This window comes from Nitrosomonas sp. (assembly GCA_016703745.1).
Classification (GTDB): domain Bacteria; phylum Pseudomonadota; class Gammaproteobacteria; order Burkholderiales; family Nitrosomonadaceae; genus Nitrosomonas.
In genome coordinates, this window is sequence record JADJBK010000006.1 from 1,444,424 (window position 1) to 1,468,785 (window position 24,362).

Sequence of the window (24,362 nt, forward strand, 5' to 3'; positions counted from 1 at the left end):
TTACAATTGCTGTCAACCAGTGATGCGGCTAGTCAACTTGGTCGGTTTCTTGCAAATTGAGCGGAAAATGGTTTTCCGGCGTCACACCTTGTAAATCTTACAGTTAATGCAACACTAATCTACGATGAAACTCGACAATCAACCAGCATTAAGCAGACTGCTTATCATGAGCTTTCTCATATCCACCCTCGCCGCATGCGATGGTGATGAACGTGTGGAAACAAAAGTATCGAAAAATATATTTCACGGTCCTGCAGTCGGAGTATTAAAGGCTGGAACTGCGATAGAAGGCGTAGCCTACTCCACCTCGTCAGGAGAATCCGGTGTCACTGATGCCAAAGGAACTTTCAAATTCAGCTATGGTGATCGCATCAAGTTCCAGCTGGGCAAACTCACCCTTGCCGATGTGGAAGGCAGCACGCAGATTACACCAATCGAACTTGCAGGTGATAACACCCACAAACGGCAAAATCTGCTGACTCTGTTTCTGGCGCTCGATACCGATAGTGACCCGGAAAATGGTCTTACACTCTCCCAATCTGCAGTAGCCGCGCTGGATTCGACACTGAACCTGCAAGCCGATCCCGAAGACTTCATCGCATCCCCTGCGCTTTCTGCTGCACGCGAAGCCGCCGGCATACCCGGGGAGATACGTGGCGCAGATGAAGTGAATACTTATTTTCTATCGCAGGCGGTTGATTTACTTGGGTCCCATGTCTGGGTTCACATTGACGCGACACATACCGATTTTTTCCGAACAGCAACAGATGGCAGCGGCGCATATCTGCATGGAGTAGCCACGGCTGACGACGTTTGCGATCTCAACCGTGCCTGTGGTAGCCGGGTTGTATTCACAGCTGGTCTGGAATACGGTGTTGCCACGGCGTCCTCGGTTGATGAACGTGGATTCATGTTTTCCAGCAAGCCAGTCCTGGATACCAATATTCAGGGCGGACTTTCACATTCCCGCACAGATTCACGCATTCGCAGCAGCGGTGACGAACTGATCATATCAGACCGGATTATCGTACCGAGAGAAAGAGAACAGGCGGGTTTATTTGGTGAACTATTTCATATTTCCAAACCGATTGAGCTCAGCGATGAAAGTGAAGTCGCGCAAACTGCAATTATGGAAATACGCTATGTCAAAATGGAAAATCAGCCGAATAAAATTGTCGGTGCCTGGGCACAAGACCAGAATTCGATCAAGACACCCACCCTGCTGTTTTTTGCAGATAACCGCTACATGCTCATTGATCCCACGGGTTCAACCTGGCAGGAAGAGCAACAACCCGACTGCGCCAAACCTGGTGTCGAAATGGCCAAATACGCTTTCGACTCTACCAGTAATACTCTGAAGCTTAACAGCTTCGTTTATAACACCAGCGGTTGTGCGGGTTTGTCGGAGCATGCCGGCAAATCGATTGGCTTTGAAATTGCGGCAAATGGTCAAAGTGCAACCCTTTCAGTTCCCACCCGTGAAGCGGTCACGCTGTATCGCATCTCTGACTAAGCACGCCCCGGTACCTGTCCAGACAACCTTTCATGTCTGGACAGACCATTCCGACCACACTGTTTCCGCATGGCAATTATTCGTGTCGCACTGGATGTTCCGCTTGATTGTCTATTCGATTACGTCTCCGGAGAGGTAAATGAGACGACTACAGGACTGCGGGTCCGAGTTCCGTTCAGAAAACGGGAAGTCATCGGCATCATTCTGGAGATCAGCGCGTCATCACAAATTGCTGCTGACAAACTGAAACCAGTCCACCAGCTTTACCAGGAAACTCCACCCTTACCACCCGACCTGATCGACTTGTTTCAGTTTTGCAACCGCTATTATCACTATCCGATCGGCCAGGTAGTGATGAACAGTTTGCCGGTATTATTGCGAAAATCTAAACCTGTTGCCTGCAAACCATATGGCACCCCCATCTGGAAATTAACGCCAGCTGGCCAACTCATCGAAATAAATACGATCCCCGCACGTAGCAAGGTAAAACGTGAACTACTCGGTTTGCTGCAGCAGAACCAGGAAATAACTGCAGCCCTTCTCGGAGACGTCACATCACACACCCGTAAACTGCTGCGCGAGTTGGTGGCTTCAGGCTGGGTGGAACAAACTGTAGTCAGCCACGAGCAGCAGCTTACCGTCACTGCCGCACCTCTGGCAACGGCGGAGCAGGCCGAAGCCATTGCCGCAATAACAGCAACAACCCAACAATTTACACCCTGGCTGTTACATGGTGTGACCGGCAGCGGCAAAACTGAAGTTTATCTACAAGTGGCAGCGGCCATCCTGGCGCAACAGAAACAAGTGTTGATTCTGGTACCGGAAATCAACCTGACACCTCAATTGGAAGCCATCTTCAGACAACGATTTCCCACCACCTCGTTGATCAGTCTGCACAGCAGTATCAACAATAATGAGCGACTGCAAGGCTGGTGTCAGGCGCAGCAACAGCAAACCGGTATCGTACTTGGCACCCGGCTTGCGATCTTCACCCCTTTTGCCAATCTGGGACTAATTGTCATTGACGAAGAACAGGACCATTCCTTCAAGCAACAGGACGGGTTACGTTACAGCGCCCGCGATCTGGCCATTTATCGCGCCAGACAACTCGGTATTCCGGTTATTCTGGGCTCCGCCACCCCATCGCTGGAAAGCTACCACCATGCAATCAACGGACATTACCGGCATTTGCGGCTGCGCACCCGCGCCGCCAGTCGGGCACGTCTGCCCGCCATCCATTGCATTGACCTACGGATTGTCAAAGCGCAGGAAGGACTGACCGATCCCGTCCTGGATGCTTTACGTGATACCACCGCTCAAAATTTGCAGAGTCTGGTGTTTATCAATCGGCGTGGTTACGCCCCGGTGCTGCTGTGTAAATCCTGCCGCTGGATAGCAACCTGCTCGCGTTGTTCCAGTCGGCTGGTGTTCCATTTATCTACCCGACAGCTGCGTTGCCATTACTGCGGCTACCAGCAATCGGTACCCTCGGCCTGTCCGCAATGCGGTGATCAGGATATCCTGCCATTCGGCCACGGGACGCAACGGATTGAATCCACTCTGATCAGCCATCTGCCTGATGCACGCATCATACGAGTGGATCGCGACAGTACTCGCCACAAACATGCCTGGCAAACTATGTTGACCACGATTCAGCATAAAAAAGTGGATATCCTGATCGGCACACAACTATTGGCAAAAGGCCATGATTTCCCTGATCTGGCACTGGTATGCATCATCAACCCGGACGCCTCACTTTACAGCCCTGATTTTCGTGCAGAAGAACAGCTATTTACGCAGCTGATGCAAGTTGCCGGACGTGCAGGCAGAGCAGAAGCACCCGGTACCGTGCTCATCCAGACAGCATTCCCACATCATCCAATCTATCAGGCGTTGATACGTCAAGACTACGATCATTACGCGCAGCAAATACTGAAAGATCGCCAGGCCATGGATTTTCCACCTTTTGTTTATCAGGCAGTATTGCGTGCCGAAGCACCCGCTATTCAAGATGCGCTCACTTTTCTGGGAAAAGCGGCGGCTATCAGCCAGAGCAAACATACCAGACAGATTCAATTGTTTGACCCGGTACCTGCATCAATGATGCGCCTGAACGGCATGGAGCGTGCTCAGCTACTTGTGCAGGCAAGCTCGCGTAAATCCCTGCAACTTTTCCTTTCTGACTGGCAGCCACACTTGGTCAATTTACCTACCGGCAACAAATTACGCTGGCACCTGGATATCGATCCCCTCTCCCTATGAAAAACAGTCCACACACCCCCATGATACGTCAGTATCTGGAAATCAAAGCGCAGCACACCGACAAACTGGTGTTTTACCGCATGGGAGATTTCTACGAGCTGTTCTTTGAAGATGCCGAAAAAGCCGCGCGACTGCTGGATATCACCTTAACCCAGCGTGGCACATCTGCCGACCAGCCCATCAAAATGGCAGGCGTCCCCTATCATGCGGCGGATCAGTATCTGGCCAGACTGGTTAAACTGGGAGAGTCCGTTGCCATCTGTGAACAGATTGGCGATCCTGCTACCAGCAAGGGGCCGGTAGAACGCAAGGTCGTCCGCATCATCACGCCTGGCACCCTGACTGATGCCGCGCTACTGGAAGCCCGACGCGAGAGCATTCTGCTTGCGCTGGCGCTATATCGCGGCACCATCGGACTTGCCTGGCTCAATCTTGCGGCTGGTGATCTGCGCGTACAGGAAGTTCTACCGGAAAATCTTGCTAACGAACTGGAACGACTGCATCCAGCGGAGTTACTGCTGCCGGAATCTTTGCCAGAGCAATTCAGACCAGCAAACGACACCATCACCTGCAGACATCTCCCTGACTGGCAATTCGATTTTGATCGCGCTGTCTCCCAATTGACCCGTCATTTCGGTACACGCGACCTGAACGCATTCGGCTGTGAGCAACTTCATCCTGCCATGCAGGCTGCGGGAGCACTCCTGCAGTACATACATCTGACACAACATACAGCAGATAAAGAAGAAGGCAGCTCCATACTCAGCCATGTCCGTACCCTGCAGGTCGAAAGATCAGAAAATTATTTGCGTATGGATGCCGCCACTCGCCGCAATCTGGAACTGACCATCACGCTTAGTGGTGATGATGCACCCACTCTGTTTTCGATGCTGGATAATTGCGCAACCAGCATGGGCAGCCGGGTTCTGCATCACTGGCTACATCATCCCCTGCGGGATATCGCGACACTCAAGATACGGCTTGCAACTGTATCCGCCCTGTTCAAAGCTGCTGATTCCAGCACACATTATCCCGTCATTCAGGAAAAATTCAGACAACTGGCTGACATTGAACGCATCACCAGCCGTATCGCCCTGAAAACTGCGAGGCCACGCGATTTATCCGGCCTGCGCGATAGCCTGTGCATTTTGCCCATGATTACTGAATATCTGGCTGCAAGCAAGGTAGAAGCCATTACTCGCTTCATCGAACCAATGACTATGGAAACTGCGTTGACCGAATTGCTTGTCAACGCCCTGCAGCCCGTCCCAGCTGCTGTCATTCGCGAAGGTGGCATTATTGCCCATGGTTATGATACGGAGCTTGACGAATTACGCGCGCTGGATGAAAACTGTGGGCAATTTCTGTTGGCGCTGGAAACGCGTGAACGTGAACGCACCGGGATTGCCACACTGAAAGTCGAATACAACCGGGTACACGGGTTTTATATCGAAGTCACGCATGCCAACATCGAAAAAATTCCACCGGATTATCGCCGTAAGCAGACTCTGAAAAATGCAGAACGCTACATCACCACAGAACTACAGGACTATGAACACAAGGCATTAACTGCACGTGAGCAGGCGCTGGCACGAGAAAAACTGCTCTATGACAGACTACTGGTGCAACTGGGATTTCATATTCCGTCGTTGCAGCATACTGCCCGAGCTATTGCCGAACTCGACATACTGTGTGCATTTGCTGAACGCGCTTGCCTATCCGGCTACTGCGAACCGGATTTCACACCTTACCCCATAATCAATATCGAAGCAGGTCGCCATCCAGTCGTGGAAAACCAGATATCACAATACATTGCCAATGACACCCTTCTGGGTGCGGCGGTACGATCCGGTCGAAAAATGCTGATTATCACTGGCCCCAATATGGGGGGAAAATCGACTTACATGCGCCAGACTGCGTTGATCGTACTGCTGGCGCATTGTGGCAGCTTCGTTCCAGCAAAATACGCACAAATTGGCCCTATCGACCAAATTTTCACACGTATCGGCGCATCCGATGATCTGGCCGGTGGACGTTCCACTTTCATGGTGGAAATGACCGAAGCTGCCAACATCTTGCGCAACGCAACCGAACAAAGTCTGGTGCTGGTTGACGAAATCGGGCGTGGCACCTCTACTTTTGACGGGCTGGCGCTGGCCTTTGCCATTGCGCGCCACCTGCTATTACAGAATCGCAGCTATACCCTGTTTGCCACACACTATTTTGAACTGACCCAGCTCGCCGGAAAATTTCAGCAGGCGGCCAATTTTCATTTCACTGCTGTGGAACACAAGCAGCGCATCGTGTTTCTTCACCAGATACAGGAGGGTCCCGCCAGCCAAAGCTATGGTCTGCATGTCGCCGCCTTGGCTGGCGTACCAAAAAGCATCATCCACTCCGCAAAAAAAATACTAGCAGAACTGGAACAAGAAGCCAGCAATAAAAATACACAAAAATCCCTATTCGATGATATCGAAAAAAATGACAGCCCAATGCCTCTCCATCCATTACTTGCTTATTGCAGCCAGCTGAACCCCGATCATCTCTCCCCAAAAGAAGCACTCGAGCAGATTTACCTGATCAAATCGATGCTGGACAAGAAGGAATAGTTCCAGCTAATGCCTATAGTTGATCCGGGAAATACGTATTTTTACCAACGAAACGACAATTAAAATTTAACCTATCCCTGCCTTGATGCAGGCCACCGCATCGGCCAGCAGAAACACTCACGCATACCGATTTTCCTTGGTGACAAGCATCTGCCAGGCGATCCCGCACTTCATCCCATAAGCCAACATCCCGCTGCACTTGCTCGATGATTATGGCAACTTCCGTTGTATTGGTGATGCCCTGTTCGTTGAGTGGCAGTGAAAATTTACGGCCAATGGAAAGCGGAAAAGGCGTCAGTTTCTGGAACCCTCCCGTGACACGGCAATCCGGAATCATGATTGTTATCATGATGTCTTTCTGTCATGTTGAGAAACTTGAAAATAAGTTTTTTCCAACAACACGTTACAGCATCAGTATGTTAAGTGTAACCAATGCGTCTCGTAACACTTAAAGCACTCACTTTTATTTGTTCCCGACACTATAATTTTTTCCCCATTCATCCATCGCATACAGGATAGTTTTCAGTGAATGCCCTAACGGAGATAACGAATATTCGACGTGCGGAGGAATTTCATTGAAATTATTCCTGATAATCAATTGGTCTGTTTCCATTTCTCGTAATTGTCGGCTGAGGGTATGGTGAGTGATCCCTGTTAAATCCCTTTGTAACTGGTTAAATCGCATCGTACCGTTTAACAGGCTATGGATAATCAAAACTTTCCAACGTCCTCCAATCACTTTCAACGTCACCTCTACTGGACAACTGGCTTCTTTCTTTGACATTTTATTTTCCTCGCTTGACAGTATCCTTTTTGTGCGTACTTGTAATTTATCCTGATGGCGTTAATCTGTCGCGTCAATACAAAATCTTGCTGGAGGATACTAAGTCATGCAGATAATCAAATCCGATGCATCCGTTAAGAAACTGCTGCGCATCCAGCGAAATACAGACCAGCACTGGGTTGGTGATGGTTTTCCGGTACGCACACTGTTTTCCTATCCAGCTCTGGGTCCCATGATCAGTCCTTTTTTGCTGTTTGATTATGCAGGGCCTATGGAATTCTCACCGACTGAGCAACGCCATGGCGTGGGCGAGCATCCTCATCGGGGTTTCGAAACAGTCACCATTGTGTATAGCGGTGAGGTGGAACATCGCGATAGCTCGGGTGGGGGCGGCAAAATTGGCCCGGGCGATGTGCAATGGATGACGGCAGCCTCCGGCTTGGTTCACGAAGAGTTTCATGGTCGGGATTTTGCGCTGCATGGTGGTGTGCTTGAGATGGCGCAGCTTTGGGTAAACCTGCCTGCCAAAGATAAGATGTCACCACCTCATTATCAAAGCATTCTGGATAACCAGATTCCCGCAGTCAATCTCCCAGAGGGCCAAGGAAGAGTGCGTGTCATTGCGGGTGAATTCGAAGGGATTGCAGGACCAGCTCACACCTTCACTCCCATTAACGTGTGGGACCTGCGCTTAACCAATAAGCAACCCATCAACCTCGCCGTGCCTGTTGGCTACAACACGCTGCTGGCAGTACTCAAGGGATCGGCGCGCGTCAATGATTCCGAGATCATTGGTGCAGCGGAAGTCGGTCTGTTTGATCGGGCAGGTGATCATATCCGTATCGACAGTACACACAATACAACAGCACTGCTGCTTTCCGGTGAACCGATCGATGAACCCATCGCAGGCAGCGGTCCTTTTGTGATGAATACTGCGGAGGAAATCCGCCAGGCCATGGCAGATTATCAGAGTGGCAAAATGGGAAAAATCGCACCAACTCCTGCCAGATAGACTGTTCATTACCTCACCTAAAACCCAGTTGCCCCCCCGCAACGGCCAATTCACGACACTTGATCGCCAGCATCCGCAAGCCACGATTGTCGCGATTGTCGCGATTGTCGCGCCATATGTTATTTGAATCGATAAATACCGGTTTCCGGATGAAATGCATACCACGCAAACCAGAATAAGGTAACGCCTGGCAATGCGTTACCTTCTGCATCAAAAACCTCGGCGGATTGATGGTTGTGGCTATAGCGTACATAGATATTCTTTCCGGCCAATACGTCACTTACCTCGCCCGAACCTTTAGCCAGCTCCACAAACGGATAGGCCCTGGCTTTTCCATCCAGAACCAGTCCCAGCACCTGTTCCTTGGGATGATAGCCTTCCGCACGGAAGCGTACCGGAAACATGATGCTGCTATCCCTTTCGTATCCATCATAGGGATTGGCTTGGTAATTACGATTAAAACCCGTCTCCTGGCTTAATACGAGTGTATCCAGATGCCGGTTACGCCAATCACCCCAGGTTGTGTGTGTAACCGCGACAGCAGGAAGCACCGTTCCTTTCATCGGCCCGGTAACTGCCTACGATAAAATTTGTGACCACAAGGACTGTGTCTGCCGGTCATACATCAGCACATCACTGTTATAGAGCAATCCTGATACGCCAAATTGCAGGAATTTCCCCGCCACTTTTGCTTCAGAGGCTGTTCCAGAGCCGCATAAAGGGCAGTAAGTAATAATGATGCCTTCATCTCCAAACCGGTCATTAACGATTTCATGCCAGTTCAGAATACGCAAAGGATAGGCTTTGCTAACACCATGACGTGTTAATGCCAGCACCCGGTCAGTGTCTCGCAGGAAATGTGCTTGTGATGCTTTGATAAACACAGGATTATCAAGAGAAGGTATTCCGTCCTTAGGCGGGCCGCCGGAATGAATCTCATCCACCGGTATTAATGCACCATCCAGATTAAAGCCATTTATTGATGCTGCAGAAACCTGCAAACTGACAGCCAACAAAATAAAAATAACCAATAAAACAGGGAGATTATTCTTCATAACAATTATCCTCTGACGCCATTGATATAAGCAGCCGTCAACTCATGGCTGGGTGATTCAAAGATATGCTGGCAGCGGCCAAATTCGATCAGTTGCCCGGTACGTCCGCTGACCCAGAAAAAGGCCGCATAGTTGGCGATGCGTCTGGCCTGCGCAAGATTGTGCGTAACGATGACAATGGTGTAACGGCCACGCAGACGACAGATCAGGTCTTCCACGATACCGGACGCAAGCGGATCCAGTGCGCTGCAGGGTTCATCCATCAGTAAAATCTGTGGCTTCAATGCTAGAGCACGTGCAATACAGAGGCGTTGCTGCTGCCCGCCGGACAAGCTGAGCGCGGACGCATCCAGGCGATCATGCACTTCATCCCATAAACCCACGTCTTGCAGCACTTGCTCGATAATTGCGGCGACTTCCGTTTTGTTAGTGATGCCATGTTCGTTGAGTGGCAGCGACAGGTTACGACGGATAGAAAGCGGAAACGGCGCGGGCTTCTGGAACACCATGCCGACCTGGCGGCGCAAGCTCTGCACATCCGTGTCAGGATAGTGAATGTCGCAATTATTCACCCGAATCTCTCCCGTGACACGGCAATCCGGAATCAGATCAGTCAGCCGATTGATGGCGGACAGAAAACTGGTTTTTCCGCAACCGGATGGCCCGATCAATGCGGTAATACAGCCTTGATAAATATCCAGCGTCACCTTATCCAAGGCGAGCTTGTCGTTATATAACAAAGACAGATCTCTAACCTGAATCGCTGGCTGCGGAACACAACAAGCCGGTCCTGCCTCAAGTGGTCCCAGGGTAAACGCATCCGGCTGACCGCCGTGTTGATTCGAGTTCATATCATGATCTTTTTGTGCTGCAGGCCATAAGCAAATTTCATGGCTACCATATTAATACACAATAGCAAGCTGACCAACACCAGGGCTGAGGCATAAGCCGGTGTATCACCACCGGGCACATTCATGGACAAATCAAAAATATGTAATGCCAGCGCGCGTCCCGAATCCAGCAAGGAATCCGGCATGCGTTCGACATAACCGCTGGTGAATAGCAAAGCTGCCGTCTCCGCCAATGCACGCCCTATCCCCAACAGAAGCCCGGCAGCTAAAACCGGCGCAGCAGCCGGAAGTATCAAATGCACCAGCGCGGCGGTGCGCGTCAGCCCCAAAGCAGAGGCTGACATGCGGTAAGCATGTGGCACAGTGCGCAGCCCGGCTTCTGCAGTACTCGCCAGAATCGGCAATAACATGCACGCCAGCGTTAAACCGCCGGACAGAATTGAAAAGCCCAGTCCCAGATAAATACTGAAAAAAGCATTGCCAAATAACCCAAAAACAATCGAAGGCACTCCTGCCAATACATGCAAACTAAATCGCACAGTCTTGCCGAAAACGCTATCAATCGCCACAAATTCCACCAGCAATATCGCAGTCATCCATGCGATCGGTACAGCTGTCAACAATGCCACCAGTAAGATCAGCAGCGTGGAAACCAGTATGGATGCGATGCCGCCTGCGCGTCCGGCATCGCGTGGGGGTTCCATCAGAAATTCCCAGGAAAGATGCGCGATACCGCCCCGCGCCAGATCGGCCAGTATCCAAATAAAAACCACGCTGATCAGCGATACTGCGGCATAAATCAGAAACTGCGCGGTACACTCCCGTAAAAATTGCATGGTGTGAATATGCTTCATTTCACGCATGATGCCGCTTCTCCAGCAGCCCGGCCATACCCGACAGCACCATGACCAGCAACATCAGGAGTAACCCTGACACAAACAGAACGGCACGGTGATCCCCCATGGCGTATGCCGCTTCCAGCGCAATGTTAGCTGCCAGTGTACGCACCGGATCAAACAGGGTTTCCGGATATTGCACGACATTGCCCGCCACCATTAATACCGCCATGGTTTCACCGAGTGCGCGCGCCGCCGCCAGAATAATTCCAGCGGCAATGCCGGTTTTTGCAGCGGGTAGTGCCACACCTTTGATTATTCCCCAATGTGACAACCCCAGTGCAGCAGCATTGCGCAACCATTCTTTTGGCACAGCTGCCAATGCGGTATAAGCCGTTAAGGTGACCGTTGGCAGAATCATCAGTGTCAGCACTCCTATTCCAGCCAGTAAACTTGCGCCCGGTGGATGCCATTGATTGATCAGCGGCACCAGCGTCATCAATCCCCAGAAACCGAAAACTACGGAAGGAATGCCGGATAACAGCTCGATCAGGCGTTTATAGATTGCAGCCGGATACGGTGGCGCATAAAAAACGATGAATATCGCCGATGCCAACCCCAGCGGTACAGTCAGCAGCAATGCCCCCATGCTTGCCAGTAGCGTGCCGGACAACATAGGCATTAAATTATAGGCGCCCTCCAGCGGATGCCACGATGTATCGGCTAAGAAACGAGTGATCGGTATCGTTGACAAAGCGGGCCAGGATTCGTGTATCAGAAAAATCAGGATCAGCAGCATGACCAGCGCTGAAAATATAGCGCCTGTTCGCAAAATGCCGATCAACAATTTGTCAGTCAACAGTATTCACCGGTACAAAATACTGTACCTCGACCAAATCATGGATTTGTAGCGAGCGGGAAAATTCAATGAAACGTCGGGCTAGTCCCTGCGGCTCGCGAGATGTAATCAGATTGAGTGGACGGGATAATGGAAAAGTCCCCTTGCGCACATTAGCAATTGTGGCATCAACCCCATCCAGCGACAGCAACTTGATCGGCACGCCCCGTTCGGCCTCATATTCAGCCGCTCCAATCGAAACATAACCAATCGCATTCGGGTTACCTGCAACAGTCTTGATGCCTTGCGGGTTATCACCAATGATGGTATGCGGCTTGATCTGACTGTTTTTCAGTTCAAGATAGTGCAAAAACAATTCCAGCGTGGATCGCCCCTCAGCCTTGTTAACCACTGTAATGCGTGCATCGGCTCCACCTACCGATTTCCAGTTAGTTATTTTGCCGGTATAAATATCGACGATCTGCTGCTTTTTGAGTGCAGCAACCCGGTTATTCGCGTGCAGAATAATGCTGATACCATCGAGTGCAATGGTAAACGCATGCAAATCAGTTTCATCCGGCTTAAGCGCACGCGATACCATTCCGATGTCAGCCGTGCCATTGCGAGTATCGTTGATGCCACGGGAAGTCCCTCCGGTTTGTACATCAATCCGCACGGCGGGATTCTTAGTCTCAAATCGTCGAGCTATTTCGCCCACTAATGGCGCCACGGTACTTGAACCTGTCAATACCAGCCGCTCGGATGCGGCATAGGCGCAAGCCAATCCACTGATTCCAAACACAATAAACGTAACGCAAATTAATAAGATTTTTTTGTGGTTTGACATGCTCATTTCTTCTTGTTCAGCGCCCAGTCATAATCAAGAAACTTTATTTTTATACCTCCAGCCATAACTAATGCTTTAGCTTCAGGTGTATCAGTGAGGCTATCCGCATAGCGGGCAAAAAACTGATCCAATTTACGCCAACCTTTCCAGCCTCGTTCAAAATCTTCCCGGTACCAATCAAAAATCTCTGATACTTCCAGTCTTCCGGTTTTGGCGTTATAACGATTACGTGACCGATCCGCCAGAAAAGCACGCGTTACCATGTCCAATTGTGCTTCCAGTTTTGTACCGGTATAAGCTTCATTCAGTAGTCCGGGGCAACCAATCGACGCACAGTTGACGGCAAAGTGGATACGTGGCTCATTGTAATCACCAGGTTTGCGAATCATGCCATGTTCAATATCATCCAATGAGAGCCTCTTGCCAAATAGCGGCACAAAACTCTTTTTCCAGGGATTTTGCAACAAAGAACCTAAATCCTTAATCGAATCCAGCTTGGGGTAACGGGAAAGAATCAAATCCACGGTATAAGCGTTATATGCATTGATCAAAAAAGCTAACCGTTCTGGCTGGCTCCAGGTTGAGAATTCATTTGCATTGACCGCTGACAGTTGAGACAAATAAGTCCGCAGAACCGCACGTTTTTGTAGAAAACCGCCATAATCCACCTGGCTGGCCTGGCCATGATTTATCATCTGAACATGGTTCTGCAACAATCCATTCCAGACACTATGATCAAACTCGGTAGCTGCTACCGCATTTGCTGATACCAACAGCACCCATGCTAAAAGCAATCGTTTCATTATCATAATCATTCTTCTAACTCCGTCGTTTGGCATGAAATTTTTCTACCCATTTAAGTAAGAATTGCGAAACATGGGCACGTTTCCATTCTCCAGCCGCATATTTATTCGCCTCTGACCAGGTGGGGTAGGTGTGGATCGTGCCAAGGATTTTATTCAAACCCAGACCGTGCTTCATCGCCAACACAAACTCTGCCAGCAAATCACTGGCGTGCTCCCCAACAATGGTTACCCCTAGAATTCGATCTTTGCCCGGCACGGTCAGTACTTTGACAAAACCGTGCGCCGCTTCGTCGGCGATTGCGCGATCCAGTTCCTTCAGATCATAACGCGTCACTTCATAGGCAATACCGCGCGCTTTCGCTTCATTCTCCGACAATCCCACGCGCGCAACTTCCGGATCGGTAAATGTTGCCCACGGGATAACCGAATAATCCGCCTTGAAGCGTTTGATAGTGCCAAACAGCGCGTTGACCGAGGCATACCACGCCTGATGCGCGGCCGTGTGCGTGAATTGATAAGGCCCGGCAACATCGCCGCAGGCATAGATATTGGGATAGATGGTTTGCAGCCAGGCGTTGGTTTCGATGGTATGGTGCGATGACACCGGAATGCCCAGTTGCTCCAATCCAAAACCTTCCGTGCGCGCCACCCGGCCAACCGCGCATAACAGGACGTCAAATGGCAACACGGTTTCTTCACCCGCCTGGTTACGCACAATCAGGCGTTGCGTATCCGCATCTTTTTCACAACGCACAGCCTCAGTCTGTGTCAGACATTGCACGCCATCCGCTTGTAATGCCGCTTTAACCAGAGCAACCGCATCAATGTCTTCGCGCATCATCAAATCACCGCGTTCCACCTGTGTAACCTGACAACCCAGTCGAGCAAACGTCTGTGCCAGCTCGCAACCAATGGGACCCCCACCCAGCACAACCAATCGTTCAGGGCGTTCAGTCAGCGACCAGATCGTATCGGAGGTGTAGTAACGAACGGTTTCAAGACCCGGGATGTCTGGAACCGCAGGACGCGCGCCCGTGGCAATGACAATGGCACGTGTGGTCAGGGTCTGGCCGTTCACTTCTACTGACCAGGGTGACGTGATGGTTGCTTTTCCTTGCAGTATCTCGACCCCCAGTTTCGTGTATCGTTCTACCGAATCATGCGGCTCGACTGTACTGACAACTCGCTGTACACGCGCCATCACCTCACTAAATTTATAATCAACCGTTGCAGTAGCCATACCCAGCGATGCGGAGTTTTTCACTTGTTTCAGAAAAGCTGCTGAATGAATGAGCGCCTTGGATGGCACACAACCGTAATTCAAACAGTCGCCGCCCATTTTGTGGCTTTCAATCAGCGTCACTTTGGCGCGCGTGGCGGCGGCGATATACGCGCTCACCAATCCGGCGGCACCGGCACCGATGACGATCAAGTTGCGGTCAAAATGTGCGGGTCTGGGCCAGCGCGCATACAGCCGCCGGGTTTTAACCCGCTCGATGACCCAGCGCGCCAGCCACGGAAACAGCGCCAGCACAGTAAATGAAATGATCAGTGCTGGCGACATCACATCTGACATTTGTGTAATTGTCGCCAACTGAGTGCCTGCGTTGACATACACGGCTGTTCCGGCAAACATCCCAACCAGACTGACCCAGAAATAAGTTGTGCTGGGCAGTGTGGTTAACCCCATCAGTAAATTAATCAGAAAAAAGGGGAAAATGGGCACCAAACGCAGGGTAAATAAATAGAATGCGCCATCCCGCTTCAAACCCCTGTTGACCGTTTCGAGACGATCACCAAAACGGCGCTGTACGGCATCACGCAGGACATAACGAGCTGCCCAGAAAGCCAGGGTTGCGCCAATTGCAGCTGAAATGATGACCACCGGTACGCCTACCCATATCCCGAACATGGCGCCACCGGCCAAAGTCATCACAGTTGCGCCCGGCAAAGACAATGCTGCCACGACGATATACGTTAAGGAGTAGATACCAATGACTAAAAAGGGCTGCTCCTGATAAGATTGCTGCAGGTCACGGTGACTTTCCTTGAGCGCTTCCAGGCTGAAAAAACGCCCCAGGTCAAAAACAAAAAACAATCCTATCAATAATCCAAGTAAAGCCAGTATCCACCAGCGATTCTTCATGTTTCTTTCCTTTATCATTTCATTTCGCTGCATGAGGCGCCAAACTGAAAGCAACTATAACAACGATGGTGTTTCATACTCACAGGCACCAGCAGACTCTGGGCTAACGTTTCACCCAAGGCATAATCCGGGTCATCATCAACCAGGGTACATGCATATACTTTGGTCTGGCCATTGATCTTTACCACCATGCGACTGAAAGCGCACATGAAATCACGGCGCGATTTCCCGGTCTGAAAATCTGTCATACAACTTTGAGTAATTTGTGGAGCGGATACCGCTGTTTCAGGTGGATAGAACTCCGGAAACTCAATACGCGGCAAATCCTCTGGCAAACCCGCTGCACGGAAAACTGCGGCAAACTGCCTGGCAACTTCTTCCGGCGGCATATCCGCTAACACCTGATTCGCTACCGATAGCGCAAATCCCATCTCATGCAATTTGCGCAAACCTTCCAGCGCCATGGCAAACATCCCCTCGCCACGCCCTGCATCGTGCCGAGATGCTTCAAAGTGATCCAGACTGACACGAAAGTGCAATTTATGGCTGCGCCCACGTAAAGACTCCAATTGTGTGAGGCGTTTAATCAGGGGCTCGGTTGCATTGGTCAATACCAGGCAAGGGCGATATTGCAGTGAGTAGTCAAGAATACGTATCATATCCTTGTTAATAAAAGGCTCACCGCCGGTAAATGAAAGCTGTTTGACGCCCAGCGTCAGTGCCTCATCAATATAGGGTCTGGCATCGTCAAAGCGCATCAATTGCAAGCGATTATCGCCTGGCTTTGATCCTTCCAGACAGAAAGGACACGCCAAATTACACGCGGTGCCGGTATGCAGCCACAACTCATCCAGCGCATGGGACTGGATAAAGCCACGCGGTTTGTCATCGGACGTGACATACCACGACTTGGAACGAATGCGCTGTTCGCCGGTTGCTGACAGGGTGGCAATCACATTCATTTTTAACAGCACCCGCTGGTCTGTTCGCCAGTGGCTACATCTGCAAACGGAATGCCCATGCCACAGCCCGGAAAAATACCGAAGTGCTGGTCAAAATTGCCATAAAAATCGAAATGTTCCTTGAACCGCGTGTCGTGCAGCATGCGCCAGGTATTGCCGCATACCGGAAACTGCTTACCGGTTTCAATGAAATGGTGTCCGTCCAACCGGAATGCATGGCGATGGTGTGGAATGGTGCCGCGATACACCACTGACTGCCCGTGATCCTCACAGGCCAGTTCCAGATCATGCAGTTTGAACAGCCGATAGGTTGCCGAGTAAAAACGGATATTGCCGGTTTTATTCACCAGCTCCGCGTTATCAATGCTGATGGGACGATCATCAACCAGGCGAGGATCCGTGAAGCCCTGTTTGCGGGACAACTGCAAAAAATCATTCCAGTACAATGCCCCACTTAAACATTCCCCGTACAGCACTGGATCATGCGTTAGTGCCACCGGGATGCGGCGGTCGCTGTACACATCAGAAAAATACAGCTCACCGCCGGGTTTCAGCACACGAAAAGCTTCGCGCAATACCGCCGCTTTATCCGGCGCTAAGTTAATAACGCAATTCGATACAATGATATCCACGCTGGCATCCGCCAATTCAAGCTCGTCCAGGCGCTCGATAACCCCATGCAAAAACCGGATATTGCTGCGCTTGTAGCCAAACGCTTTTTGGTGGTATTTTTCATGCTGACGCGCCACCGCCAGCTGCTCCTCGGTCATATCCACTCCGATGACTTGACCCTTTTCACCTACCAATTGCGACAGCACATACACATCACGACCCGCTCCACAGCCCAGATCCAGGATAGTCAAACCCTCAAGCAACTCAGGCAAAACCAGGCCACAACCGTAATAACGCATCAATACTTCATCGTGCACTCGCGCCATTAGTGGTTTAACAAAATCTGGCAAGCTCGCATCCGTGCAGCACGCATCGGTCTGCAAATCGTGAGTGCCGGTCAGCGTTTCACCATAATATTTTTGTACTATTTCTTGCATGGTATTCCTTATGATTGAAGTTACAGGTACGCTTTGGTAATTCTTGAAAGACTTTAGGGGTGCCCTTTAGAGTGATAAATTGATGCCAAATCATGTGGTGTAATGCCACAGGCAAAACCCAATGCCAATTTACGATTATTCCAGGTACGTCGCCACCAGCCATCACGCTGCCAACGATGAGAATCTACAAACAGGGGCTCGCTTAATGGCAGAAATTTCCCCATACAACGTGCACCACGCACTAGAGGTACTTCCTCGAATAAGGGCCAGGGAGCATGACCTCCAACTTGAAAATAAGTCTGCCGCGAGATAAAAAGTCCCTGATCTCCATAAGGAACGCCACCTAAACGACACCGCCAGGCAATAGCGAGCTCCAAAACAAGTGTTGACAAGGTGCGCGGGGCGTCAAAATGGAAACGAAAATACCCTCCCACTGCCCCCTGCTCAAAAGCTGCTGTTATTGCTGCCAGTGGATCTGCTGGCAAACGGGCATCCGCATGTAAAAACCATAGGACATCACCTTGCGCTAAGGCAGCCCCGGCCAATAATTGTTGCCCCCGACAGGGTTCACTCGCCAGCCAAAAAACGCGATACTGATCACAAATTTCACGACATTCCCTGCTATCTGCACCATCGACAACAATAATTTCTAATGGGTGATTTGGCAGTTTATGCAATTGGTTAAGTAAATGCGTCAATCTCACTTCATCATGGTAACAAGGAATAATGACGCTAACGCCAGGCATGTTTTATTTCCTTCACTTGAGTAAAATTAATGTGTGTCGTGACTGTTCCATATTGGCAGTATAAAGAATCTGGATCAATACCAAAGGCACGGCGCATGGCCCAAATTGCTTTTCTATTTTGTCCATCCCAACTCCTTAACCTCTCTTAGGTGTTGCAATTGATTATTGAGCGCGCCTAGTGTGCCCGATAGCCATGCTCAATCCCAGTAAGCAAATGAACCCAACATCGAATGAATTAACCATTAGTCGATAACAAACAAAATTCCTTACATTCATAACCGTCTCGCAGTGATCGACAGACTGCTGAAAATACTTGGATAAGCACGTAATCGACTAAAGAAAGATCAGTCTTTTTTTAAAAAGTTACGTTGTGTTGTAATGAAATCCATTTACCTTCGACTAAATTGCAGGAATTAGGATATTTTTGAGCCGGATTCTTGTTTGTTTTGAGTCGGCATTGCTGGCTGTTTGTTTCATCCCGTAACTTAACTTTAGGAAAACTGATAATGAAAAAACGTCAAAAACTTTTGACCTCTTCCGTACTAGCCAGTTTGATGGCAATTTCCATGAGTACACCAACATTTGCCGAGAGTAATCCGTGCGCGCCAAAAGCGAAAGCACAGCATCAGCGTGATATGAAAAATCCCTGCGCTGGCAAAAATCCCTGCGCTGGTAAAAATCCATGTGCAGCCATGAACCCATGTAGCGCCAAGAATCCTTGCGCGGCCAAGAATCCCTGCGCCGCTAAAAATCCTTGTGCAGCAAAAAAATATTAATTTTTGCGAGCAATTCCCCGCGCTTGTAGCGGGGTGCTGCATTTAATACATGAGCCGCAACATAAGAACTTCACTGTAACGTAAGGAAAATGATGAAAACTAAAATTCAACCCTTAAGAGCAACCGTTATTTCGTAACCGTCCAGCGCTCCCACCTATCTTTAAGTGATTGAATGAACGCTGGTGTAAGTGGCAGCAATTCATCGATGCGGTTATTGGGCCAGGTGGGTAGTTTGGCGAGTGTGTCTGCAAGCCATGCGGCGGGATCGAGTTTGTTGAGTTGCGCGGTACCGAACAAGGTTTGAATGGCAGCGGCGCGTTGACCGGCACGTTCCGATCCGGTGAATAGCCAATTCTTTTTGCCGATTGCAATCGGGCGTATGGTGTTCTCCACCGGGTTGTTGTCGATCGGAAGAAAGCCGGTTTGTGCGTAGCGGATGAGGCTTGGCCAGCGTCTGAGGGTATAGTCGAGTGCTTTGGCGGAGCCGCCGCCATTTGCGGTCTGGCTACGGGTTTGCATCAGCCAGTCATGCAATGCATGCAGTGCGGGCAGGCTTCTGTCTGCCCGCAGTTGCAGGCGATCTTCGATGCTCAGGTCTTTGCCTTCTGCTTCGATTGCGTATAGGAACCTCTGAAAAACAAACATTCTGAACGGCAGTCACTCAAAAACTGACCACTACTTCAAATAGTGACGCTGATTTTTATGAAAACAGCCGTTCCTCTCTGGAAACAAGCTCATTTACTGGCTTGTTTTCAAATTTCAGACGCAACAAGACATCGACGTTCATAAGCATCACCACGGATGACGTTGGCAATGGCTGTCAGGAAGGTCAAACGGGCCGCATTTTTGGCCAGGCCGCGATAGCGATTTTTAGCATACCCAAAGCGGATTTTGATATCCCGAAACACGTGTTCGACTTTGGCGCGGCGTTTCGCCAGTTCGCGGGCGGCCCCGCGCAGTAGTTGAGCCGCGCCGGAATCGTCTTTCGTGAGCCTGGCCAGTTTGCCCGGACGCATCGTGATTACGCAGACTGGAGGGTTTTCTGCCGGCATCTCCGGGCGTTTATCCAGCCCCTGATATCCGGCATCGCCATGGACAAACTGTTCCTCGCCATGCAGCAGGGCGGCGGCTTCGGCAACGTCGCTGACATGCCCCGAGGTTACTTTGAGCGTATGCACCAACCCGGTTTCATGATCGACGCCGATATGAAACTTGCTGCCGAAAAACCATTGATTGCCCTTTTTGCTGGAATGCATTTCTGGATCACGCGACCGGCTCTTATTTTTGGTTGAAGTCGGCGCGGCAATCAGGCTGGCATCGACGATGGTGCCGGCTTTCAAGAACAACCCACGCTCACCCAGCGTTTGGTTGATGACCTGGAAGATCTGATCCATTAACCCGTGTTTTTCCAGTAAATGCCGAAATTGCAAAATGGTGCTTTCATCCGGCACGGCTTCCAGACGAATGCCGCAAAAACGGCGCAGTGATTCAATCTCATACAGCGCATCTTCCATGCCCGGATCGGAATAGTTGTAGATAATTTGCGCAACATGCGCGCGCAGCATCAATTCCAAGGCAAATGGTTTGCGGCCACGCCCATTGCCTGGCGCATAGTGTGGTTCAATAACATCAATCATAGCCTGCCAAGGCAATAACCCGTCAAGTTGATCGAGAAACTTCTCGCGGCGCGTGACTTTGCCCTTATTGGCGTATTCGGCATCAGCAAAACTCATCTGTTGGTAAGGTTTCATGAATAGCTTCTCGAAAAAGTTTGATGCAGAATTATATTACTTGCGGGGAATTAATCAGAGGTTCCTATAAGACGCTGATGCGCTGTATCGCTGCCAATGCCATCGTGCTGGCATTGGCCTGGTACAGGTCAAAGAATTTGCGTCGCGCATGCGCCCAGCACGCCAATTCGACGCAAGGCGATGTGGCTGTGGAAAAAGTGCTTTATACCCAGCATAGTCATCGACCATCAGGTGTCCTTGCCAATTTTGCAGAAAGTGCCGCGCATGCTGACCGCTACGGCCAGCTTGATAGTCGAAGACGATGATACGCGGCCCGCAAATTACGGTGAAATTACGGTGACAGTTTACTAAATATACTAATTATGTCATGCTGGTAGCGTAGCATAATTAGTATATTTAGTAAACTGTCACCGTAATTCCTATTTTTTAGCAAAACTCGATGATATCGATACCAGGGACTCAAAGCCCATTATCTGGATTGACGACCCCATATCCTCGCTCGACGGGAATCATATCTTCTTTGTTTACAGTCTGCTAAACGCTGAGATCGTTTCCGGCGGAAGATTCGAGCAGTTGTTTGTATCAACGCACAACTTAGATTTTCTGAAATACTTGAAACGACTACCTGGTGCACATCAAGACGAACGCAAAAAGGAAGAGAAAAAGCGGTATCAACACTTGATTGTTGAAAGGAAGCATAGCCACTCAACTCTGTGTGTAATGCCAAATTATCTGAAAGAGTATGTAACTGAATTCAACTACCTCTTTCATCAGATTCATAAGTGCGCTTCTATAAAAGCTATAGACGACACGAATTATGTAACGTTTTACAACTTCGGAAATAACGCAAGGAAGTTTTTCGAGATTTACTTGTACTACAAATACCCTGATCAGGGAATGACCGAAAAGACGCTACGCCTTTTCTTTGGTGAAGAAAACATTCCCGCCGTTTTAACCGACAGAATCAATAACGAATATTCCCATTTATGCGGAGTATTCGAGCGCGGCTCAACACCTGTTGAAGTACCGGAAATGCTGACTGCTGCGCAGCAAATCATTGAAAAGCTAAAAGTGGACAACGCGCAGTACTCAGCTTTGCTGAAAAGTATTGGCGAGACAGGGGCTGCACCATGACTGACGGCAGCAACAAATTCATCCGCAACAGCACTGCCGAGTTCCTGATCTTTACCGGTCAGGCCGGTGAGCAGAGTATTGAAGCCTGCTACGAAGGCAAAACCATCTGGTTGACACAAAAGCTCATGGGCGAGGATTATTTCGAGCGGCTGCTGGAAGATATCCGCGAGCGGCGTTTCTCGCGCAGCCTTGGCAACTTATTTCATTTATTCAGTTATAAGGTTGATCGTTGCACTTGTTTCATGAATGATGGCGAAAGCCCCATTTTAGTGTCTGAACAAAAAGACGGCAGTCGTGATATTCTCCACGAAGTTTACCGCAAGAGGGCCGTAGGTTGGGGTGAGGCAACGAACCCCAACATTTTTAACCGGTTTGGGAACCTCTGATTAATTCCCCGCAAGTAATATAATTCTGCATCAAACTTTTTCGAGAAGCTATTCATGAAACCTTACCAACAGATGAGTTTTGCTGATGCCGAATACGCCAATAAGGGCAAAGTCACGCGCCGCGAGAAGTTTCTCGATCAACTTGATGGATTATTGCCTTGGCAGGCTATGATTGATGTTATTGAACCACACTATGCGCCAGGCAATGGGCGTGGCCGCAAACCATTTGCCTTGGAATTGATGCTGCGCGCGCATGTTGCGCAAATTATCTACAACTATTCCGATCCGGGCATGGAAGATGCGCTGTATGAGATTGAATCACTGCGCCGTTTTTGCGGCATTCGTCTGGAAGCCGTGCCGGATGAAAGCACCATTTTGCAATTTCGGCATTTACTGGAAAAACACGGGTTAATGGATCAGATCTTCCAGGTCATCAACCAAACGCTGGGTGAGCGTGGGTTGTTCTTGAAAGCCGGCACCATCGTCGATGCCAGCCTGATTGCCGCGCCGACTTCAACCAAAAATAAGAGCCGGTCGCGTGATCCAGAAATGCATTCCAGCAAAAAGGGCAATCAATGGTTTTTCGGCAGCAAGTTTCATATCGGCGTCGATCATGAAACCGGGTTGGTGCATACGCTCAAAGTAACCTCGGGGCATGTCAGCGACGTTGCCGAAGCCGCCGCCCTGCTGCATGGCGAGGAACAGTTTGTTCATGGCGATGCCGGATATCAGGGGCTGGATAAACGCCCGGAGATGCCGGCGGAAAGCCCTCCAGCCTGCGTGATCGCGATGCGTCCGGGCAAACTGGCCAGGCTCACGAAAGACGATTCCGGGGCGGCTCAACTACTGCGCGGTGCCGCCCGTGAGCTGGCGAAACGCCGCGCCAAAGTCGAACACGTGTTTCGGGATATCAAAATCCGCTTTGGGTATGCTAAAAATCGCTATCGCGGCCTGGCCAAAAATGCGGCCCGTTTGACCTTCCTGACAGCCATTGCCAACGTCATCCGTGGTGACGCCTATGAACGTCGACGCCTTGTTGCGTCTGAAATTTGAAAACAAGCCAGTAAATGGACTTGTTTCCAGAGAGAAATAGCTGTTTTCATAAAAATCAGCGTCACTATTTGAAAATAGTGGCTAGTTTTTGAGTGACTGCCGTTCAGAATGTTTGTTTTTCAGAGGTTCCCTAACTGAATATCCGTATTGCCAGCCCTATCCATTATTAGACGACAATTAACCTGTCCGGTCAGGCGACAATTATCTTGACCGGTTGAGCAAGATTACCACTTATCTGACTGTCCGAATTTGTGAGACCACTTCTCACTGTGGTGGCCATAAATTAATATTCATAGGTTTTGATGAAAACAGTTATAAAATCCGAATGTCGACAACCTTGGTGGCTGGGCGGGGGCTGGAAACGCCCGAATTCCGTTCCGATATCCATCCAGCGGAGGATTTCTTCTGATGAATCAAAAGACCAAAGAATTTACTACAGTAGATCAGTTGCAGTCGGCTGAGGGCAAAGACCTCGTTGCCACGCGTGCGCGCATTGAGGCGCTTGAACGGCTGCTGGAAGGGCTGATTGTCATTCCTATCATCAATCGCAAGGTCGGGCTGGACTCGCTCATCGGTCTGGTTCCGGCCGTGGGCGATGCTATCACCGCCATACTCGGTGCCTATATGGTTTGGGAGGCACGCAATCTCGGGCTATCCAGATGGCAGCTTACACGTATGGCTATGAATATTGGGACAGATACGGTTATTGGCGCCATTCCTGTTCTGGGTGATACATTTGATTTTCTGTGGAGGTCGAATACGAAGAATTTGCAGATTCTCAAAAAGCATCTTGATCGCCACCACCCGAAAGTCGTGACGATCGACCAGTAAAGATCGTCCATTCCCCGCTTGTGATTGGGTGGCGGGCGCGCCGTCATGCGCTTTTGCTTTTTGGCAAGCGGCCCCCAACCTTTCTGACCGCCATTGTTAATGTCATCCACGGTGA

Annotated in this window: 18 protein-coding genes and 6 pseudogenes; 9 read left to right on the top strand and 15 right to left on the bottom strand. The window is 50.0% G+C overall.

Annotated features, from left to right (window positions below; genetic code table 11):
• The first annotated feature begins 124 nt into the window (after positions 1 to 124).
• The 3 genes from IPG31_07920 to mutS all read left to right on the top strand — a co-directional run bounded on the left by IPG31_07920 (position 125) and on the right by mutS (position 6,384).
• Positions 125 to 1,513 carry an adhesin gene (locus tag IPG31_07920; protein ID MBK6618283.1) on the top strand — a complete coding sequence of 463 codons (1,389 nt, stop codon included), beginning with the start codon at positions 125 to 127 and terminating at the stop codon, positions 1,511 to 1,513.
• Between the two features lie 69 nt (positions 1,514 to 1,582).
• On the top strand, positions 1,583 to 3,775 hold the full coding sequence (locus tag IPG31_07925) for a primosomal protein N' (GenBank protein ID MBK6618284.1): 2,193 nt from the start codon (positions 1,583 to 1,585) through the stop codon (positions 3,773 to 3,775).
• A gap of 20 nt (positions 3,776 to 3,795) precedes the next feature.
• Positions 3,796 to 6,384, top strand: coding sequence for a DNA mismatch repair protein MutS (gene mutS / locus IPG31_07930; protein MBK6618285.1), 2,589 nt, complete (start codon positions 3,796 to 3,798; stop codon positions 6,382 to 6,384).
• Between the two features lie 13 nt (positions 6,385 to 6,397).
• On the opposite strand, the gene IPG31_07935 is transcribed toward mutS, so the two are convergent.
• Positions 6,398 to 6,733: a hypothetical protein gene (locus IPG31_07935; protein ID MBK6618286.1), complete on the bottom strand. Its 336-nt coding sequence runs from the start codon at positions 6,731 to 6,733 to the stop codon at positions 6,398 to 6,400.
• A 114-nt stretch (positions 6,734 to 6,847) separates the two neighbouring features.
• A complete protein-coding gene (locus IPG31_07940; protein ID MBK6618287.1) occupies positions 6,848 to 7,168 on the bottom strand; it encodes a helix-turn-helix transcriptional regulator in 321 nt (106 codons plus the stop codon).
• Between the two features lie 106 nt (positions 7,169 to 7,274).
• Between IPG31_07940 and IPG31_07945 the strand changes: the two genes are divergently transcribed.
• Positions 7,275 to 8,180, top strand: coding sequence for a pirin family protein (locus IPG31_07945; GenBank protein ID MBK6618288.1), 906 nt, complete (start codon positions 7,275 to 7,277; stop codon positions 8,178 to 8,180).
• A 119-nt stretch (positions 8,181 to 8,299) separates the two neighbouring features.
• Here the strand turns inward: IPG31_07945 and IPG31_07950 are convergent.
• The 10 genes and pseudogenes from IPG31_07950 to IPG31_07995 all read right to left on the bottom strand — a co-directional run bounded on the left by IPG31_07950 (position 8,300) and on the right by IPG31_07995 (position 18,316).
• A pseudogene (locus IPG31_07950) lies at positions 8,300 to 9,235 on the bottom strand (DUF3179 domain-containing protein).
• 5 nt (positions 9,236 to 9,240) lie between these two features.
• On the bottom strand, positions 9,241 to 10,086 hold the full coding sequence (locus IPG31_07955) for a phosphate ABC transporter ATP-binding protein (GenBank protein MBK6618289.1): 846 nt from the start codon (positions 10,084 to 10,086) through the stop codon (positions 9,241 to 9,243).
• The gene (gene pstA, locus IPG31_07960) at positions 10,083 to 10,949 is read right to left on the bottom strand and encodes a phosphate ABC transporter permease PstA (GenBank protein MBK6618290.1); all 867 of its coding nucleotides are present in this window, start codon (positions 10,947 to 10,949) and stop codon (positions 10,083 to 10,085) included. The genes IPG31_07955 and pstA overlap by 4 nt, the downstream gene beginning before the upstream one ends.
• Positions 10,942 to 11,787, bottom strand: a complete 846-nt coding sequence (pstC, locus tag IPG31_07965) for a phosphate ABC transporter permease subunit PstC (GenBank protein ID MBK6618291.1) — start codon at positions 11,785 to 11,787, stop codon at positions 10,942 to 10,944. Before pstC ends, pstA begins: the two co-directional genes overlap by 8 nt.
• Positions 11,774 to 12,613: a phosphate ABC transporter substrate-binding protein gene (locus IPG31_07970; protein ID MBK6618292.1), complete on the bottom strand. Its 840-nt coding sequence runs from the start codon at positions 12,611 to 12,613 to the stop codon at positions 11,774 to 11,776. Before IPG31_07970 ends, pstC begins: the two co-directional genes overlap by 14 nt.
• Complete coding sequence (locus tag IPG31_07975) at positions 12,610 to 13,410, bottom strand: DUF547 domain-containing protein (GenBank protein MBK6618293.1); 801 nt, start codon at positions 13,408 to 13,410, stop codon at positions 12,610 to 12,612. The genes IPG31_07970 and IPG31_07975 overlap by 4 nt, the downstream gene beginning before the upstream one ends.
• A gap of 16 nt (positions 13,411 to 13,426) precedes the next feature.
• The gene (locus tag IPG31_07980; GenBank protein ID MBK6618294.1) at positions 13,427 to 15,559 is read right to left on the bottom strand and encodes an FAD-dependent oxidoreductase; all 2,133 of its coding nucleotides are present in this window, start codon (positions 15,557 to 15,559) and stop codon (positions 13,427 to 13,429) included.
• A 14-nt stretch (positions 15,560 to 15,573) separates the two neighbouring features.
• Positions 15,574 to 16,521 (bottom strand): radical SAM protein, encoded by a 948-nt coding sequence (locus tag IPG31_07985; protein MBK6618295.1) that lies wholly within the window; start codon positions 16,519 to 16,521, stop codon positions 15,574 to 15,576.
• Positions 16,522 to 16,523: 2 nt separating this feature from the next.
• Positions 16,524 to 17,570, bottom strand: coding sequence for a methyltransferase domain-containing protein (locus IPG31_07990; GenBank protein MBK6618296.1), 1,047 nt, complete (start codon positions 17,568 to 17,570; stop codon positions 16,524 to 16,526).
• 53 nt (positions 17,571 to 17,623) lie between these two features.
• A complete protein-coding gene (locus tag IPG31_07995) occupies positions 17,624 to 18,316 on the bottom strand; it encodes a TIGR04283 family arsenosugar biosynthesis glycosyltransferase (GenBank protein MBK6618297.1) in 693 nt (230 codons plus the stop codon).
• Positions 18,317 to 18,954: 638 nt separating this feature from the next.
• On the opposite strand from IPG31_07995, the pseudogene IPG31_08000 reads away from it, so the two are divergent.
• Positions 18,955 to 19,092 (top strand): annotated as a pseudogene (locus tag IPG31_08000) (thioredoxin family protein).
• 126 nt (positions 19,093 to 19,218) lie between these two features.
• Here IPG31_08000 and IPG31_08005 read toward each other — a convergent pair.
• The 3 genes and pseudogenes from IPG31_08005 to IPG31_08015 all read right to left on the bottom strand — a co-directional run bounded on the left by IPG31_08005 (position 19,219) and on the right by IPG31_08015 (position 21,158).
• Positions 19,219 to 19,716: pseudogene (locus IPG31_08005) on the bottom strand (transposase).
• A gap of 128 nt (positions 19,717 to 19,844) precedes the next feature.
• On the bottom strand, positions 19,845 to 20,825 hold the full coding sequence (locus IPG31_08010) for an IS5 family transposase (GenBank protein ID MBK6618298.1): 981 nt from the start codon (positions 20,823 to 20,825) through the stop codon (positions 19,845 to 19,847).
• Positions 20,826 to 20,919: 94 nt separating this feature from the next.
• A pseudogene (locus IPG31_08015) lies at positions 20,920 to 21,158 on the bottom strand (transposase).
• 105 nt (positions 21,159 to 21,263) lie between these two features.
• Between IPG31_08015 and IPG31_08020 the strand changes: the two are divergent.
• From IPG31_08020 to IPG31_08035, 4 genes and pseudogenes are all read left to right on the top strand, one after another.
• Positions 21,264 to 21,977, top strand: a pseudogene (locus IPG31_08020) (AAA family ATPase).
• A pseudogene (locus tag IPG31_08025) lies at positions 21,974 to 22,111 on the top strand (cell filamentation protein Fic). Before IPG31_08020 ends, IPG31_08025 begins: the two co-directional pseudogenes overlap by 4 nt.
• 324 nt (positions 22,112 to 22,435) lie before the next feature.
• Positions 22,436 to 23,416: an IS5 family transposase gene (locus IPG31_08030; GenBank protein MBK6618299.1), complete on the top strand. Its 981-nt coding sequence runs from the start codon at positions 22,436 to 22,438 to the stop codon at positions 23,414 to 23,416.
• A gap of 408 nt (positions 23,417 to 23,824) precedes the next feature.
• Positions 23,825 to 24,247, top strand: a complete 423-nt coding sequence (locus tag IPG31_08035) for a DUF4112 domain-containing protein (protein ID MBK6618300.1) — start codon at positions 23,825 to 23,827, stop codon at positions 24,245 to 24,247.
• Positions 24,248 to 24,362 lie beyond the last annotated feature (115 nt).

Bases quoted from the DNA above. Each gene is read 5' to 3' on its own strand.
- IPG31_07920 (MBK6618283.1), top strand. From the start codon at position 125: ATGAAACTCGACAATCAACCAGCATTAAGCAGACTGCTTATCATGAGC.
- IPG31_08010 (MBK6618298.1), bottom strand. From the start codon at position 20,825: ATGAGTTTTGCTGATGCCGAATACGCCAATAAGGGCAAAGTCACGCGC.
- mutS (MBK6618285.1), top strand. From the start codon at position 3,796: ATGATACGTCAGTATCTGGAAATCAAAGCGCAGCACACCGACAAACTG.
- IPG31_07990 (MBK6618296.1), bottom strand. From the start codon at position 17,570: ATGCAAGAAATAGTACAAAAATATTATGGTGAAACGCTGACCGGCACT.
- IPG31_07975 (MBK6618293.1), bottom strand. From the start codon at position 13,410: ATGAAACGATTGCTTTTAGCATGGGTGCTGTTGGTATCAGCAAATGCG.
- IPG31_07955 (MBK6618289.1), bottom strand. From the start codon at position 10,086: ATGAACTCGAATCAACACGGCGGTCAGCCGGATGCGTTTACCCTGGGA.
- IPG31_07935 (MBK6618286.1), bottom strand. From the start codon at position 6,733: ATGATAACAATCATGATTCCGGATTGCCGTGTCACGGGAGGGTTCCAG.
- pstA (MBK6618290.1), bottom strand. From the start codon at position 10,949: ATGCGTGAAATGAAGCATATTCACACCATGCAATTTTTACGGGAGTGT.
- IPG31_07945 (MBK6618288.1), top strand. From the start codon at position 7,275: ATGCAGATAATCAAATCCGATGCATCCGTTAAGAAACTGCTGCGCATC.
- IPG31_07980 (MBK6618294.1), bottom strand. From the start codon at position 15,559: ATGAAGAATCGCTGGTGGATACTGGCTTTACTTGGATTATTGATAGGA.
- IPG31_07940 (MBK6618287.1), bottom strand. From the start codon at position 7,168: ATGTCAAAGAAAGAAGCCAGTTGTCCAGTAGAGGTGACGTTGAAAGTG.
- IPG31_07925 (MBK6618284.1), top strand. From the start codon at position 1,583: ATGGCAATTATTCGTGTCGCACTGGATGTTCCGCTTGATTGTCTATTC.
- IPG31_07995 (MBK6618297.1), bottom strand. From the start codon at position 18,316: ATGCCTGGCGTTAGCGTCATTATTCCTTGTTACCATGATGAAGTGAGA.
- IPG31_08035 (MBK6618300.1), top strand. From the start codon at position 23,825: ATGAATCAAAAGACCAAAGAATTTACTACAGTAGATCAGTTGCAGTCG.
- IPG31_08030 (MBK6618299.1), top strand. From the start codon at position 22,436: ATGAGTTTTGCTGATGCCGAATACGCCAATAAGGGCAAAGTCACGCGC.
- IPG31_07970 (MBK6618292.1), bottom strand. From the start codon at position 12,613: ATGAGCATGTCAAACCACAAAAAAATCTTATTAATTTGCGTTACGTTT.
- IPG31_07985 (MBK6618295.1), bottom strand. From the start codon at position 16,521: ATGAATGTGATTGCCACCCTGTCAGCAACCGGCGAACAGCGCATTCGT.